The organism is Marichromatium sp. AB32, from assembly GCF_003718675.1.
Classification (GTDB): Bacteria; Pseudomonadota; Gammaproteobacteria; order Chromatiales; family Chromatiaceae; genus Marichromatium; species Marichromatium gracile.
The window spans coordinates 1-13982 of sequence record NZ_RHFJ01000074.1 but is presented as its reverse complement, the minus strand read 5'-3'; the positions used below and the strand labels follow the sequence as shown (position 1 = coordinate 13982).

Here is a 13982-nt window from a genome sequence, read left to right as displayed (position 1 = left end):
TTCCGATCTCCCCGCCCTATAACCGCCGCCGCCCGCGCCGCGCCGCCCGCCGCGCCGTCCCCGCCAGCTGCGCGGCCCCGCCGCCGCTGGCCGCGCCGGCTGCTGCTCGCGCTGCTCACCTTGCTGCTCGTCTTGGTGTTGCTGCTCGGCTGGCTGCTCGGCACCCAGCGCGGGCTGCACGGCCTGCTCGCGCTGGGCGAGCGTCTCGCCCCCGGGGTGGTGCAGGTCGAGCGCGCCGAGGGGCGGGTGCTCGGCCCGCTCGATCTCACCGGGCTGGCACTGCGCCTCGACGGTATCAGTCTCGACGTCGATCACGCCCGGCTCGACTGGTCGCCCGGCGCGCTGTTGCGCGGTCGGCTGCGGGTGCGCGCACTGACCGTCGCCGGGGTCGATCTCGCGCTCGCGCCGAGCCCGGAGGAGCCCGACCCGACGCCGCTGACCCTGCCCGATCTGAGCCTGCCGCTGGCCGTCGAGGTCGACTCGCTGACCCTCGAGCGGCTGCGGCTCCGCGCCCCGGAGACGGCCCCCTGGCTGGTGCTCGAACGCGCCGAGCTGGGCGCCGCGCTGACCCGGGGGGCGCTGACGCTGGAGGTGCTGGAGGTCGAGCTGAGCGAGCCGCGCGCCGCGCTCACCGCCGCCGGTGGGGCGACCCTGAGTGGTGACTATCCGCTCGATCTTGCCCTCGACTGGCGCCTCGGGCTGGACCCCGCGATCGCGCTCCGGGGCGAGGGCTTTGCGCGGGGTGATCTCGCCCGGCTCGCCCTCGAGCAGCGTCTGAGCGGCACGGTCGAGGCGCTGCTCCGAGGCGAGGTCGAAGGGGTGCTGGAGGCGCCGCGCTGGTCGGCGACGCTGGAGCTGGCCGGGGTGCGTCTGGCCGACATCCAGCCCGACGCGCCGGCGGTCGAGCTCAGCGCCAGCCTGCGCAGTGCCGGCGATCTCGATCGCGCCACCCTCGATGGACAGCTCGACGCCCGCGCCCCGGAGCTGCCCGATTTCGGTCATCTGGCGCTGCGGCTCGACGGCGACTGGCAGGCCCCGGCGCTGGAGCTGCGCGCGCTCGAGATCACCGAGCAGGTCTCCGGGGCGCGGCTCGCCGTCAGCGGTCGGGTGGTGCTCGACCCGGCGCCGCCGGCGCTGCAGCTCGAGGCCGACTGGTCGCGACTGCGCTGGCCGCTGAGCGGCGCGGCGCTGGTGCGCGCCCCCGAGGGCTCGCTGCGTCTCGACGGCACCCTGGATGACTTCGCCTATCGTCTTGCCGCGGCGATCGAGGGGGAGTCCTTCCCCTCGCTCGAGCTGCGGGCGTCGGGGCAGGGGAGTTCGACCCAGGTCGCGCTCGACAGTCTGCGTCTGGAGACGCTCGACGGGACGATCAGCGGCGAGGGCGAGCTGGTCTGGGCGCCGGGGTTGCGCTGGCGTCTGGCGCTCGACGGCGAGGGGCTGGACCCGGGGCAATGGCTCGACGGGCTCGACGATCGGGTCGCGCTGTCGCTGGCCAGCACCGGCGACCTCGCGGCCTTCGACTACCGGCTGGAGGCGAGCACCCGGGGGCCGGGTCTGCCGGTACTGGCGCTGCACGCCGAGGGTGCCGGCAGCGCCGAGCGGATCGCGCTCGAGCAGCTCACCCTCGACGGGCTCGATGGCCGGGTCAGTGGCGAGGCCGAGGTGACGCTCGCGCCCGAGACGGCATGGCAGGGCGCGGTACGGATCGCCGGGATCGACCCCGGGGTGCTCGACCCGGCCTGGCGCGGTCGGCTCGATGGCGCCATCGATCTCGACGGCGGGCTGGGTGCGGACGGGCTGCGCCTCGATGCCCGGCTCGAGCGGATCGCCGGCACCCTGCGCGGTTATCCGGTGGCGCTTGCCGGCCGGCTCGCGCTCGCCGGCGAGGTGCTGCAGATCGACGGGTTGCGGCTCGACTCCGGGCCGACCCGCGCCAGCCTCGCCGGCAGCCTGGCGCGCGAGCAACTGGCACTCGATCTCGGCTTCGACTCGCCCGATCTCGGCAGCCTGCTGCCGGACGCTCGCGGCCAGCTGCGCGTCTCCGCTCGGCTCGGCGGCAGCGTCGCCGATCCGCGCCTCAAGCTGCGCGCGCTGGCGCGCGATGTGCTGGTGGCGGGGCAGGGGGTGGCGCGGCTCGAACTCGACAGTGCGCTCGGACTCGATCCCGCCGCGCCGCTGGAGATCCGGCTCGATGCCCGTGATCTCAGCCTCGGCGGTGCCTGGTCGCGGCTGACGCTCGCCGGGAGCGGGACCACCGCCGCGCACCGGCTCGATGCCGAACTCGCCGGTGAGCTGCTCGAGGCCCGCCTCGGCCTTGCCGGTGGACTCGATGCCGAGGGCCGCTACGATGGGCGTCTGGCGGCGCTGCGGGTGGCCGGCGAGGCACTCGGCGACTGGTCGCTGACGCGTCCGGCGCCGCTGCGCCTGGCCCTGCCCGAGGCTGGGTTGGGGCCGCTGTGTCTGCGCGAGCGCGGCGGCTCGGGCGGCTGTCTTGACGCGGCGCTCCATGAGACCGGCTGGGAGGCTGGGATCGACGGACTGAGGCTCGATCTCGGGCTGGTCGAGCAGGCGCTCGACGACACGCTCGATCTCGCCGGGACGCTCGCCGTCGACGGCCGGCTGCGCGCCGAGTCGACGGTGCTCGACGGCGGGTTGGTGGCCCGGGTCGAGGACGGGCGGCTGCGTACCCTGATGACCCGGGGGGAGGAGGCGCTGGTCGAGTTCTCGGGCAGCGCGCTGCGTCTCGAGGCCGGTCCGGCTGCGCTCGTCGCACGGCTCGAGCTGCCGCTGCGCGGGCTCGGCGCCCTCGCCGGCGAGGTGCGTCTGCCGGACTGGCGGCTCGACGCCCCGGCTCGGCCCGATCAATCGCTAGGTGGTGAGTTGCGTGTCGATCTCGACGACTTCTCGCGTGTTCCAGACCTGTTGCCGGATATCGCCTCGATGCGCGGTACCCTGCGCGGGCGTCTCGCGCTCGCCGGCACCCTGGCCGCGCCCGGGGTGAGGGGCGAGGCGCGGCTGGCCGGGGTCGGCTTCGAGGTGCCGCTGGTCGGGCTCGAGGTCGATGACCTCGGGCTGACGCTGGAGGCGCGCTCGCGCGAGCGGCTGACGCTCGGCGGTTCGGCCCGGCTCGGCAAGGGGCTGCTCGAGATCGAGGGTGGCGCCGATCTCGGCGCCCTGGACGGCTGGGTGACCCTCGCCGGCGAGCGACTGACGGTGGCCGACACCGCCGAGTACTTCGCCCTGGTCTCGCCCGAACTGCGTCTCGAGGCGGGTACGAGTGGGGCGCGGCTGCGCGGCGAGATCCGCGTGCCGGAGGCGCGTATCCGCACCCGCACCCTGCCCGCGGGCACGGTCTCGCCGTCGAGCGACGTGGTGCTCGCCGGCAGCGAGACCAGTCCGCCCTATCCGCTCGACATCGATCTGCGGCTGGTGCTCGGCGATGAGGTGACGATCGATGCCTTCGGCGTCAATGGCCGGCTCGCCGGCGCGCTCGGGGTGAGCCAGCGTCCCGGGCGCGACATGCTCGGCGACGGCCAGCTGCAGATCATCGACGGTCAGTACCGCTTCTCCGCCGGCTTCGGGCTCGGCGCCGAGCTGGGGGTGCCGCTGACCATCGAGCAGGGCCGGCTGATCTATGCCAAGAGCGTGATCGACAACCCCGGGCTGTTGCTCCAGGCGCAGCGCGAGGGCGGTGACACCTCGGCCGGGGTGCGTGTGCTCGGCACCCTGCGCGACCCGCGGCTGGCCTTCTTCTCCGACACCGATCCGGAGATGAGCCAGTCGGAGATCATCAAGTATCTGGTCACCGGCATCGCGCCGCAGGACAATGACCGGATCAACGACACCGGCCTCGCGGTCGGGACCTATGTCGCGCCCAAGGTCTACATGGAATACGAGAGCGGTCTCGGCGATGAGCCGAACAAGGTCAGATTGCGGTACGATCTCTCGCGTCGCATCGAGCTGCAGACCGAGACCGGTGAGAGCCAGGGTGCGGATATCTTCTTCAAGTTCGAGAACTGATGCTTGCGCACCCGAAACACTGGCCCAGCTGGTTGCTGCTGGGGCTGATCTACGCCCTCGGGCGTCTTCCATTCCCCGTACTCTGGGCGCTCGGCTCGCTGGCCGGGCGGCTCGGCTACCTGCTCGCGCGCGAACGGCGCGAGGTGGCCCGACGCAATCTCGCCATCTGTCTCGCCGATCGCACCCCGGCCGAGCGTGAGCGGGTGCTGCGCGCGCACTTCGGCTGGCTCGGCGTGGCTGCGCTCAGTCAGGGCGTCGGCTGGGGCATCTCGCGCGCGCGGCTGCAGCGACTGGTGCGTATCGAAGGGCGCGAGCGGATCGATGACGCAGTGGCCGAGGGGCGCGCGACGATCGTGCTGGTGCCGCACTTCGTCGGGCTGGAACTCGGCGGCGCGGCCTTCACCGCACTGGTCCATCCCGGCGTCTACATGTACCAGAAGATCCGCAACCCGGTGGTCGACTGGCAGGTGCGTCGTGCCCGGCGTCAGTACGGCAGCCGCTCGATCGAGCGTCACGACGATCTGCGCGGCCTGATCCGCGCGCTGCGCGAGGGCATCCCCTTCTTCTATCTGCCCGACCAGGACGGCGGACGCAACGGGGTGTTCGTGCCCTTCTGCGGGGTGAGTGCCTCGACCGTGCCCATGCTCGGGCGTTTTGCGGCGATGTCCGACGCCCAGGTGATCCCGACCTTCGCGCGCTATCTGCCCTGGGGGCGGGGGCTCGAGCTGCGCTTCGCGTCGCCGCTCGAGGACTTCCCGACGGGCGACCGCGAGGCCGATACCGCGCACATGAACCGGGCGATCGAGGCCGAGGTGCGGGCGATGCCGGAGCAGTACTTCTGGGTGCACCGGCGCTTCAAGACCCGTCCTCCGGGCGAGGCGCCGATCTATCCGCCGAAGCGCAGACGCAAGCGCAAGCGCCGATGAAGCGCGCGATGTCGTTGCGTCTCGGGCGGCTGCGCGACTGGCTGATCGGCGCGCTGCTGCTGGTCGCGTTGCTGGTCACGGTCGAGCTGGCGGTGGGCTGGTCGACCCTGCTCGCGCCCTGGGCGAGCTTCCCGCCGCTGACCCTGATCTGGCTGGTCGCGCTGCTGGCATTGAGCTATGTGCTGCGCGCAGTACGCGTCTACGAGTATTATGTCAGGCGCCTCGAAGGGCGTTTCGTGTTGGTGCTGCGCCTGAGCGTGCTGCACAATGTCGCGAACAATCTGTTGCCGATGCGCGCCGGCGAGCTGGTCTTCCCCTGGCTGATGCGGCGCTATTTCGGTCACGATTTCCTCGGGGCCGCCTTCTCGCTGGTGTGGATCCGCGTGCTCGACCTGCATTTTCTGGGGTTGATCGGGCTGTGGATCCTGTCGCTGCGTCATCCATCCTGGATCTGGTGGGGACTTGCCGGGTGCTGGCTGGCCATGCTGGTGGTGCTCGCCTGGGTGGGCCGTGGCGGCGCGCGCTGGTCGCCGCGTTCCCGACCGGGCCGTGCGCTGGCGCGGGTGGCCGAGGCCGCGCCGCGCGATCTCGGCGTGGTTGCACGCGTCTATCTGTGGACCGCCGCGAGCTGGTCGCTGAAGTTCGCCGCCTTCGCCGGCGTGCTCCAGCACTTCATGGCGGTCGACTTCTGGCGCGTGCTGGCCGGCGTGATGGGGGCGGAACTCTCGAGCGTATTGCCGTTCCATGGCATCGCTGGCAGTGGCAGTTATGAGCTCGCCGCCGTGGCCGCGCTGGTACCCCTTGGCGTGGATCCGCGGCTGGCGCTGAGCGGTGCGGTGAACCTGCACCTGTTCCTGCTCGGGGCGACGCTCCTGTTCGGGGCGCTCGCGCTACTGCTGCCGAGAGCGAGTATCGACGAAAACGATTGATGGTGCCGAAGAGGCCCGGATATCCTGTTGCGGACCACGAACCGGATGCGGTAGATCGCCGACCCGCACTGGCCCGCCGCTGGGACCTCTTCGTTTGCTGACAACTTACCAGAACCGCGCAAACGCCGGTGGTCGAATGATCGGCGTGCACCCTGCGCATCACCAAAGGTTCGAGAATGCACATCACTAGACCTGTCTTTCTGGATCTGTGGCGGATCAAGCTGCCGATTCCAGCATTCGTCTCCATCCTGCATCGTGTCAGCGGGGTGCTGATGATCCTGGCGATCCCGGTCGCCGCCGTCCTCTTCGATCGCGCGCTGTCCGATCCCGAGGGCTTCGCCCTCGCCGCGGCGCTGTTCGATTCCTGGTTCATCAAGGCGGCGCTCGCACTGATGATCTGGAGCCTGCTCCACCATCTGATCGCCGGTCTCCGCTTCCTGGTGCTCGACCTGGGCCTGGGGCTCGACCGTCCGGTGGCGCGCGCCACCGCCTGGACCGCGCTGCTCGCCGCCCTGGCCGCGCTGGTTGCCGTGATCGCCCTGGGAGGGACCTTCCGATGAGTCGACAAGCTTCCGGTCTCATGGCCTGGCTGATCCAGCGCGCCTCGGCCGTCTATCTCGCCCTGTTCCTGGGCTATGTCCTGGTGTTCTTCAGCTTCGCCGCGCCGGCCGATCATGCCGCGCTGGTCGACTGGATCACCACCCCCTGGGTCACCGCCGGCTGGCTGCTGTTCCTGCCGCTGCTGCTCGCGCACGCCTGGATCGGCATCCGTGACGTGCTGATCGACTATGTCCATCATCTCGGCGCCCGTGTCGCGCTGCTGACCCTGTTCGCTTTCATCTTCGTCGCCTCCGGCCTGTGGGCCTTCAAGGCGATCATTACCGCCGGTCTCGGGGAGTAAGGTCACGCATGAGTATCCCAACACGCCATTTCGACGCGCTGATCATCGGAGCCGGTGGCGCCGGCCTCAACGCCGCGTTGCAGCTGGCGAGCGCCGACGTGCGCGTCGCCGTGGTCTCCAAGGTCTTCCCGACCCGCTCGCACACCGTCGCCGCGCAGGGTGGCGTCAACGCCGCGCTGGCCAATGTGCTGCCCGACTCCTGGCACTGGCACATGTTCGATACCGTCAAGGGTTCGGACTATCTCGGTGACCAGGACGCCATCGAGTTCATGTGTCGCGAGGCCATCCCCACCGTCTACGAGCTGGAGCACGCCGGCGTGCCCTTCTCGCGGCTCGACAACGGCAAGATCTACCAGCGTCCGTTCGGTGGCCAGAGCCAGAACTTCGGTGGCGACCAGGCCGCGCGCACCTGTGCCGCGGCCGACCGCACCGGTCACGCCATCCTCCACACCCTCTATCAGCAGAACATCCGCTCGCGCACCCACTTCTTCGACGAGTTCTTCGCGCTCGATCTGGTGCGCGATGCCGAGGGCGTGATCTGCGGTGCGCTGGTGCTCGAGATCGAGACCGGCGAGCCGATGCTGATCGAGGCCAAGGCGACGCTGCTCGCCACCGGCGGCTTCGGCCAGGTGTTCCGCACCACCTCGAACGCCCACATCAACACCGGTGACGGCGTGGCGATGGCGCTGCGCGCCGACATCCCGCTGATGGACATGGAGTTCTTCCAGTTCCATCCCACCGGCATCGCCGGCAAGGGCATGCTGATCACCGAGGGCGTGCGCGGCGAGGGCGGCTATCTGATCAACAAGGACGGCGAGCGCTTCATGGAGCGCTATGCCCCGCGTGCCAAGGACCTCGCCAGCCGCGACGTGGTCTCGCGCGCCATCGTCACCGAGGTCAAGGAGGGTCGCGGCTGCGGTCCCAACGGCGATCACGTGCTGCTCAAGGTCGACCACCTCGGCGAGGACATCATCTCCAAGCGGCTGCCGAGCATCCGCGAGTCGAGCAAGATCTTCGCCGGCGCCGACCCGGTGCGCGAGCCGATCCCGGTCTTCCCTACCGCCCACTACGCGATGGGCGGCATTCCCACCGACCGCTTCGGTCGGGTGGCGGTGCCCGCCGGTCACGGCGCCGAGGAGATCGTCCCCGGGCTCTACGCCGCCGGCGAGTGCGCCTGTGCCTCGGTGCACGGCGCCAACCGTCTCGGCGGCAACTCGTTGCTCGACATCCTGGTGTTCGGCCGCCTGGCGGGCAAGAACATCATCGACTACGTGCGCGAGAACCCCTATCAGCGCACCACCGACTCGGCCAGCCTGGAGCAGGCGATGTCGCGCCTGACCCGCTGGGAGCAGAAGGGCGAGGGCATCCCGGTGTCGCAGCTGCGCGCCGAGTTCCGCAAGTGCATGGAGGACCACGCCGGGGTGTTCCGCACCGAGGAGATCATGACCGAGGGCTACGAGCGGCTCTGCGAGCTGCGCGAGCGTCTGCCCGAGGTGCGCCTGCACGATCACTCCAAGGTGTTCAACACCGCGCGCATCGAGGCGCTCGAGCTCGAGAACATGATGGACGTGGGCATGTCGATCGCCGTCTCCGCGCTCAAGCGCCAGGAGAGCCGCGGCGCCCACTCGCGCCCCGACTACCCCGATCGCGACGACCAGAACTGGCTCAAGCACAGTCTCTACTATCGCGAGGGCGATCGCATGGACTACAAGCCGGTGCGCACCAAGCCGCTGACCGTCGAGTCCTTCCCGCCGAAGGAACGGGTGTACTGAGCCCCGCCTCGCGCCGCCGCGTCCAGGGTCCGCTTGCCGGGCCGTCGGGCGCGGCGCTGGTTGAACTCCATTCCGGTCGGGGCGGCGCCGCGTGCGTTCACCGCCCCGACCCCATCAGGTACCGAGCATGAAAATCAGCGTCTATCGCTACAATCCGGACATCGACGAACGGCCGCGGATGCAGGACTTCGAGGTCGAGCCCTTCCAGGGCATGATGCTTCGCGACGCCCTGCTGGAGATCAAGAAGCAGGACGAGAGCTTCAGCTTCCGTCACTCCTGCGGCGAGGGGGTGTGCGGATCGGACGCCGTCAACGTCAACGGGCGCAACATGTTGGCCTGTGTCACCCCGGTCGCCGAGCTGGGCAGGTCGATCAAGGTGCGCCCGCTGCCGGGTCGCCCGATCATCCGTGACCTGGTCGTCGACATGACCCAGTTCTACGAGCAGTATCGTGCGGTCAAGCCCTATCTGGTGCGCAACGATCCGCTGCCGGAGCAGGAGATCCTGCAGTCGCCGGCCGATCGCGACAAGCTCGACGGACTCTACGAGTGCATCCTCTGCGGTTGCTGTTCGACGGCCTGTCCGTCGTTCTGGTGGAATCCGGAGAAGTTCCACGGTCCGGCGGCGCTGCTGCAGTCCTGGCGCTTCCTCGCCGACAGCCGCGACCAGGCCACCGAGGAGCGGCTCGACGCCCTCACCGGGCCTTACAAGCTGTTCCGCTGCCACACCATCATGAACTGCGTCGAGGTCTGCCCCAAGGGCCTGAACCCGACCCGCGCCATCGGTCACATCAAGGACCTGATGCTCGACAAGGGGATCTAGGCCCGCGCGACCATGCCGTCCCCGGCCCGCCGCCTGTCGCGCCGGGCCGGGGCGTCCGACCGATGCCGCTTCACAGGAACCTCGTTCATGACCGATTCCACCCCCGCGTCCGAGCGTCAACGCCTGGCCTGGCAGTGTCGCCGTGGCCTGTTGGAACTCGACCATCTGTTCTCCCGCTTTCTCGAACTCGGCTACGATGATCTCGATGCCGCCGGGCGCGTGGCCTTCCAGCGCCTGCTCGGCGAGCAGGACCAGATCCTCAACGACTGGTTCATGATGGGCGTCGAGGCGCCCGACCCGGAGATCGCCGTCATGGTGGAGCGGATCCTCGCGGTGGTCAGCGTACAGCGCGACTGACGCCGTCCTCCGGCACGCGTCTCTGCCCCGCGTGCCGGTCCCGCGGGCGTCGTCTCCAGCCTCATGGAGTCCGCCGATGTCCGCCACCCACTTCCCGCCACTGTCGATCCGCCCCCGTCGCTCGTCCCGTCTGCTGCTCTGGATCCTTCTCGTGCACACGCTCGCCGTTGCGGTGGCGCTGGCCTTGCCGCTGGGCCACTGGCGCTGGGCGCTGGCCGCGCTGATCCTGCTCGGCGCCGGTTTCGCGCTGCTCGATCGTGTCCATGCCCGACTGCCCTGGTCGATCGTGGCGGCGCGTTGGGAGGCCGGCGGCGGCTGGCGGCTGTGGTTGCGCGACGGGCGCGAGCTGAACGCGCGACTCAGTGCGGCGAGCTTCGTCGCGCCCCGACTGGTGGTGTTGCACTGGCGCGTCGGCCGGCTGCGGCGGCGCTCCCTGGTGCTGTTCGTCGATGCGCTCGACGCCGATACCCTGCGCCGGCTGCGGGTGCGGCTGCGCCATCGGGGCGTGGCTGAGGGCGCCGGGGGATTGGGTTAGACTGCGGGCGCTCGGAGAAGGATCGTCCATTGATCGAGAGGAGAGAGTCGATGCGTGTTCTGGTCACCGGCGGCGCCGGTTATATCGGCAGCCACACCTGTGTCGAACTGCTCGAGGCGGGCAACGAGGTGGTGGTCGTCGACAACCTCAGCAACAGCAGCGAGGTCTCGCTGCATCGGGTGCGGGAGATCACCGGCCGCGCAGTCGCGTTCCACGCCATCGATCTGCGCGATCGCGCCGCGCTCGCCGCGGTGTTCGCCGCCGCGCCGATCGACGCGGTGATCCACTTCGCCGGGCTCAAGGCCGTCGGCGAGTCGGTCGAGCAGCCGCTGCGCTACTACGACAACAACCTCGGCGCCACCCTCACGCTCTGTGAGGTGATGGCCGAGGCCGGGGTGCGCGATCTGGTGTTCAGCTCCTCGGCCACCGTCTACGGCGATCCGGCGCGGGTGCCGATCACCGAGGACTTCGCGCTCTCGGCGACCAACCCCTATGGCCGCTCCAAGCTCTTCATCGAGCAGATGCTCGGCGACCTGCATCGTGCCGACCCGCGCTGGAATCTGGCGTTGCTGCGCTACTTCAACCCGGTCGGGGCGCACCCGAGCGGGCGTATCGGCGAGGACCCGCGCGGCATCCCCAACAACCTCATGCCCTACGTCGCCCAGGTCGCGATCGGGCGCCGCCCCCGGCTGCAGGTGTTCGGCGACGACTATCCCACCGCCGATGGCACCGGGGTGCGCGACTACATCCATGTCGTCGACCTCGCGCGCGGTCATCTCGCCGCGCTGCGCCGGTTGCGCGAGGCGCGCCCCGGGGTCGAGGCGATCAACCTCGGCACCGGCCGCGGCTACAGCGTGCTGGAGATGGTCGATGCCTTCGAGCGGGTCAGCGGACGCCCGGTGCCCTACGAGATCGTCGCCCGCCGTCCCGGCGACATCGCCACCTGTTACGCCGACCCCGGCCGCGCCCGCGCGCTGCTCGGCTGGGAGGCCGTGCTCGACATCGATGCCATGGTCGGGGATGCCTGGCGCTGGCAGTCCGACAACCCCGGGGGCTATGCCTGAGGGCGGTCAGCGCCGTGGCGGCCAGGGTCGGGGCCAGGGGCGTGGTGGCCAGGGGCGCGGCGCTGGTCGCATCGGCACCACGACCTCGACCCGGGGCGGCGGCATGACCAGCGGCGGCGGTGCCGGCTGACGCTGGCTCGGGCGGGTGCTGTAGTGCTTGTCCTGTCGCGGCGCCGGCGCGTCCTCGAGCAGCGGGTCCACCCCGGCGATCGCGCCGGTGGCGCCGAGACCGAGCGCCAGTACCAGGATCGGGTCGAGTCGCCGTCTCATCCTTCCCCTCCCAGGATCTCCGCCCCCAGTGCCTCCAGGCTCAGCGGGGCGCAACCCTCGGCCTTGTTGTTGACGATCACATAGACCGACTCGCCGGCGCCGAGTGCCGCACGCACCAGCCGGGCGATCGCGGCGCGACTGGCCGGGTCGGGGTCGTGGAGACGGTCGAAGGGGGCGTAGCGCCGGCGCGCGGCCTCGTAGCCGAACCCGGCGTGGAGCATCCAGCGGATCACCACCGGACCCGGCGGCAGGTCGGCGAAGCATTGCTGTTGTGCGGCGAGGTCGGGGAGACGCGGGTGCAGGGCATGGGCCGGACGGGCACCGCCGTGACGCAGCGCCTCGGCCAGATCGCGGGTGAGCAGGTCGCGATCGCGCACCTCGACGGCATAGCAGGGCCCCTGCGGCAGGCGGTGGAGGAAGCGGTAGAGCGCCTCGGCGAAGCGGCGTGGTTGCTCGGCGAGGGCGCGCCCGAGCGGCGGGAACTGGAACAGCAGTACCCCGGCGCGGTCGCCCAGAGCCTCGACGAAGGGGGCGACGGCCAGCTCGGTGGCGCGCGCCGGATCGAGAAAGCCGGGGTTGGCGGCTTGGGGGACCCCGCCGCCGCCCCGCTCGAAGGGATCGGTGACCAGCGCCGGGGCCTTGACCAGAAAGCGGAAGTCGGGCGGTACCTGCTCGGCATAGCCGGCCAGGCGCGCGCGCGGCAGCGGCGCATGGTAACCGCTGTCGACGCCGACGGTGCGATACCAGGGGTGGGCGGCATAGGCGCCGAGCCCGTGGCGCGAGAGCCGGCTGCTGGGGTGGGCGCCGGCATAGACCAGTCCGTCCCAGCCGGGGAAGGACCAGGACGAGGTGCCGAGGCGTAGCCCCGCCGGGAGTGACTGCTCGGGTTGGGACCGGGGGGCGGGGGCGACGGTCTCGGCCGCCGTCGGGGCGCCGAACAGATCGAGCTGCTCGGTCATGGTCTCAGCGCCGCGACAGGCGCACCAGCTCGTCGCCGCGTTGCAGGCTCAGGCTGTAGAGCCCGCCGGCGCGGCGCAGCGCCCGCGCCAGGGTCTGCAGTGCGTCGATGCGCACGCCGTTGGCGTTGAGGATGCGGTCGCCCTCGCGCAGCCCCGCCGCCCAGGCCGGCGAGTCGGGCTCGACCCTGCCCACCGGCAGCCCGGGGACGCCGCCGCTGCGATCGAAGGCGCCGATCAGCGCGCCGGCGAGGGCCTCGTCGATGCGCGCGCCGGGGAAGTAGTCGCGGTAGGGATCGGCGATCAGCCCGTTCAGGCGCAACGCGCGCCCGTCGCGGACGATGTCGAGCGCGACCCGGCTGCCGACCCGCAGCACGCCGAAGCGGTTGCGGACGTCGCTGGCGTTGGCGATCGGCTCGTCGTTGACGCCGAGGATGACGTCGCCGACCCGCAGCCCGGCCGCGGCGGCGGCCGAGTCGGGGTCGATGCGGGTGACCACGGCGCCGGCGCGGTGCTCGAGTCCGAGCGCGGCGGCCAGGGCGTGATCGATGTTCTGTACCGCCGCGCCGAACTGGCCGCGACGCATCTCGCCGTGCTCGACGAGCTGGGTCATGATCGCGCGCGCCATGTCCACCGGGATGGCGAAGCCGATGCCGATGTTGCCGCCGCCGGGGGCGAGGATGGCGGTGTTGATGCCGATCAGCTCGCCGCGCAGGTTGACCAGCGGGCCGCCGGAGTTGCCGGGGTTGATCGAGGCATCGGTCTGGATGAAGTTCTCGTAGCCCTCGATGCCGAGCCCGGAGCGCCCCAGCCCGCTGACGATCCCCGAGGTCACCGTCTGGCGCAGCCCGAAGGGGTTGCCGATGGCGACCACGAAGTCGCCGACGGCGAGTGCGTCGGCGGCGGCAAAGGGCAGGGCGCTGAGTCCCGCGGCGGGGATCTCCAGCACCGCGATGTCGGTCTCGGGGTCGGTGCCGATCAGGCTGGCCTCGAGCGCGCGCCCGTCCTGCAGGGTGACGCGGATCTGGTCGGCCTTGTCGATGACGTGGTGGTTGGTCAGCACCAGCCCGCGGCGGGCGTCGACGATCACCCCCGAGCCGAGACTGCTGTTCTCGCGCTTGCGTTCGCGCGGCAGATCGAAGAAGCGGCGGAAGAAGGGGTCGCGCAGCAGCGGGTGGTCGGCGGTCTCGATCGCGGTGACGGTGGAGATGTTGACCACCGCCGGCAGCACCCGTTCGAGCATCGGCGCCAGGCTCGGCAGCGGCTGGCCGTCGACGGCCAGCGGGAGCGCGGCCTGGGGGAGCGGCGCGGTGCAGAGCAGCACGAGCGCGAGCGCGAGACGGGGGAGCGCGGAGGAACGCCTCATCGGTTGTCTCGATGTCCTCGGGATGGGCGAAGCAAGGGGCTGGCCCGGTCGGGGGCGCCCCGGGAA

General features: G+C 71.0%; 13 protein-coding genes. 10 read left to right on the top strand and 3 right to left on the bottom strand.

Going from position 1 to position 13982, the window contains the following annotated elements; translation table 11 throughout:
• From EBL85_RS15240 to galE, 10 genes are all read left to right on the top strand, one after another.
• Positions 1-4020, top strand: a 4020-nt coding sequence (locus EBL85_RS15240; protein ID WP_148040563.1) for a translocation/assembly module TamB domain-containing protein, incomplete at its 5' end; no start/stop codon positions are given.
• Entirely contained in the window at positions 4020-4946 is a 927-nt protein-coding gene (locus tag EBL85_RS15235) for a lysophospholipid acyltransferase family protein (protein WP_123140047.1), read from the top strand. The genes EBL85_RS15240 and EBL85_RS15235, both read left to right, overlap by 1 nt.
• A gap of 8 nt (positions 4947-4954) precedes the next feature.
• The gene (locus EBL85_RS15230; protein WP_223806169.1) at positions 4955-5875 is read left to right on the top strand and encodes a lysylphosphatidylglycerol synthase transmembrane domain-containing protein; all 921 of its coding nucleotides are present in this window, start codon (positions 4955-4957) and stop codon (positions 5873-5875) included.
• Positions 5876-6051: 176 nt separating this feature from the next.
• Complete coding sequence (gene sdhC / locus EBL85_RS15225) at positions 6052-6435, top strand: succinate dehydrogenase, cytochrome b556 subunit (protein WP_123143348.1); 384 nt, start codon at positions 6052-6054, stop codon at positions 6433-6435.
• Positions 6432-6776: a succinate dehydrogenase, hydrophobic membrane anchor protein gene (gene sdhD, locus EBL85_RS15220; protein WP_062271791.1), complete on the top strand. Its 345-nt coding sequence runs from the start codon at positions 6432-6434 to the stop codon at positions 6774-6776. The genes sdhC and sdhD overlap by 4 nt, the downstream gene beginning before the upstream one ends.
• An 8-nt stretch (positions 6777-6784) precedes the next feature.
• A complete protein-coding gene (gene sdhA, locus EBL85_RS15215) occupies positions 6785-8548 on the top strand; it encodes a succinate dehydrogenase flavoprotein subunit (protein WP_123140050.1) in 1764 nt (587 codons plus the stop codon).
• Between the two features lie 127 nt (positions 8549-8675).
• A complete protein-coding gene (locus tag EBL85_RS15210; protein WP_005222533.1) occupies positions 8676-9368 on the top strand; it encodes a succinate dehydrogenase iron-sulfur subunit in 693 nt (230 codons plus the stop codon).
• Between the two features lie 87 nt (positions 9369-9455).
• Positions 9456-9725 (top strand): succinate dehydrogenase assembly factor 2, encoded by a 270-nt coding sequence (locus EBL85_RS15205; protein ID WP_123143347.1) that lies wholly within the window; start codon positions 9456-9458, stop codon positions 9723-9725.
• Between the two features lie 76 nt (positions 9726-9801).
• A complete protein-coding gene (locus EBL85_RS15200) occupies positions 9802-10260 on the top strand; it encodes a protein YgfX (protein WP_123143346.1) in 459 nt (152 codons plus the stop codon).
• Between the two features lie 50 nt (positions 10261-10310).
• Positions 10311-11324, top strand: coding sequence for a UDP-glucose 4-epimerase GalE (gene galE / locus EBL85_RS15195; protein ID WP_123140053.1), 1014 nt, complete (start codon positions 10311-10313; stop codon positions 11322-11324).
• Between the two features lie 6 nt (positions 11325-11330).
• On the opposite strand, the gene EBL85_RS15190 is transcribed toward galE, so the two are convergent.
• The 3 genes from EBL85_RS15190 to EBL85_RS15180 are packed head-to-tail and all read right to left on the bottom strand — an operon-like array spanning position 11331 to position 13916.
• Entirely contained in the window at positions 11331-11594 is a 264-nt protein-coding gene (locus tag EBL85_RS15190) for a hypothetical protein (RefSeq protein WP_123143345.1), read from the bottom strand.
• Positions 11591-12553, bottom strand: coding sequence for a DUF72 domain-containing protein (locus tag EBL85_RS15185; RefSeq protein ID WP_123143344.1), 963 nt, complete (start codon positions 12551-12553; stop codon positions 11591-11593). The genes EBL85_RS15190 and EBL85_RS15185 overlap by 4 nt, the downstream gene beginning before the upstream one ends.
• 4 nt (positions 12554-12557) lie before the next feature.
• Entirely contained in the window at positions 12558-13916 is a 1359-nt protein-coding gene (locus EBL85_RS15180; protein WP_123143343.1) for a Do family serine endopeptidase, read from the bottom strand.
• Between the last annotated feature and the right edge of the window lie 66 nt (positions 13917-13982).

Bases quoted from the DNA above. Each gene is read 5' to 3' on its own strand.
- EBL85_RS15200 (WP_123143346.1), top strand. From the start codon at position 9,802: ATGTCCGCCACCCACTTCCCGCCACTGTCGATCCGCCCCCGTCGCTCG.
- galE (WP_123140053.1), top strand. From the start codon at position 10,311: ATGCGTGTTCTGGTCACCGGCGGCGCCGGTTATATCGGCAGCCACACC.
- sdhD (WP_062271791.1), top strand. From the start codon at position 6,432: ATGAGTCGACAAGCTTCCGGTCTCATGGCCTGGCTGATCCAGCGCGCC.
- EBL85_RS15190 (WP_123143345.1), bottom strand. From the start codon at position 11,594: ATGAGACGGCGACTCGACCCGATCCTGGTACTGGCGCTCGGTCTCGGC.
- EBL85_RS15185 (WP_123143344.1), bottom strand. From the start codon at position 12,553: ATGACCGAGCAGCTCGATCTGTTCGGCGCCCCGACGGCGGCCGAGACC.
- EBL85_RS15235 (WP_123140047.1), top strand. From the start codon at position 4,020: ATGCTTGCGCACCCGAAACACTGGCCCAGCTGGTTGCTGCTGGGGCTG.
- EBL85_RS15230 (WP_223806169.1), top strand. From the start codon at position 4,955: ATGTCGTTGCGTCTCGGGCGGCTGCGCGACTGGCTGATCGGCGCGCTG.
- sdhC (WP_123143348.1), top strand. From the start codon at position 6,052: ATGCACATCACTAGACCTGTCTTTCTGGATCTGTGGCGGATCAAGCTG.
- sdhA (WP_123140050.1), top strand. From the start codon at position 6,785: ATGAGTATCCCAACACGCCATTTCGACGCGCTGATCATCGGAGCCGGT.
- EBL85_RS15180 (WP_123143343.1), bottom strand. From the start codon at position 13,916: ATGAGGCGTTCCTCCGCGCTCCCCCGTCTCGCGCTCGCGCTCGTGCTG.
- EBL85_RS15205 (WP_123143347.1), top strand. From the start codon at position 9,456: ATGACCGATTCCACCCCCGCGTCCGAGCGTCAACGCCTGGCCTGGCAG.
- EBL85_RS15210 (WP_005222533.1), top strand. From the start codon at position 8,676: ATGAAAATCAGCGTCTATCGCTACAATCCGGACATCGACGAACGGCCG.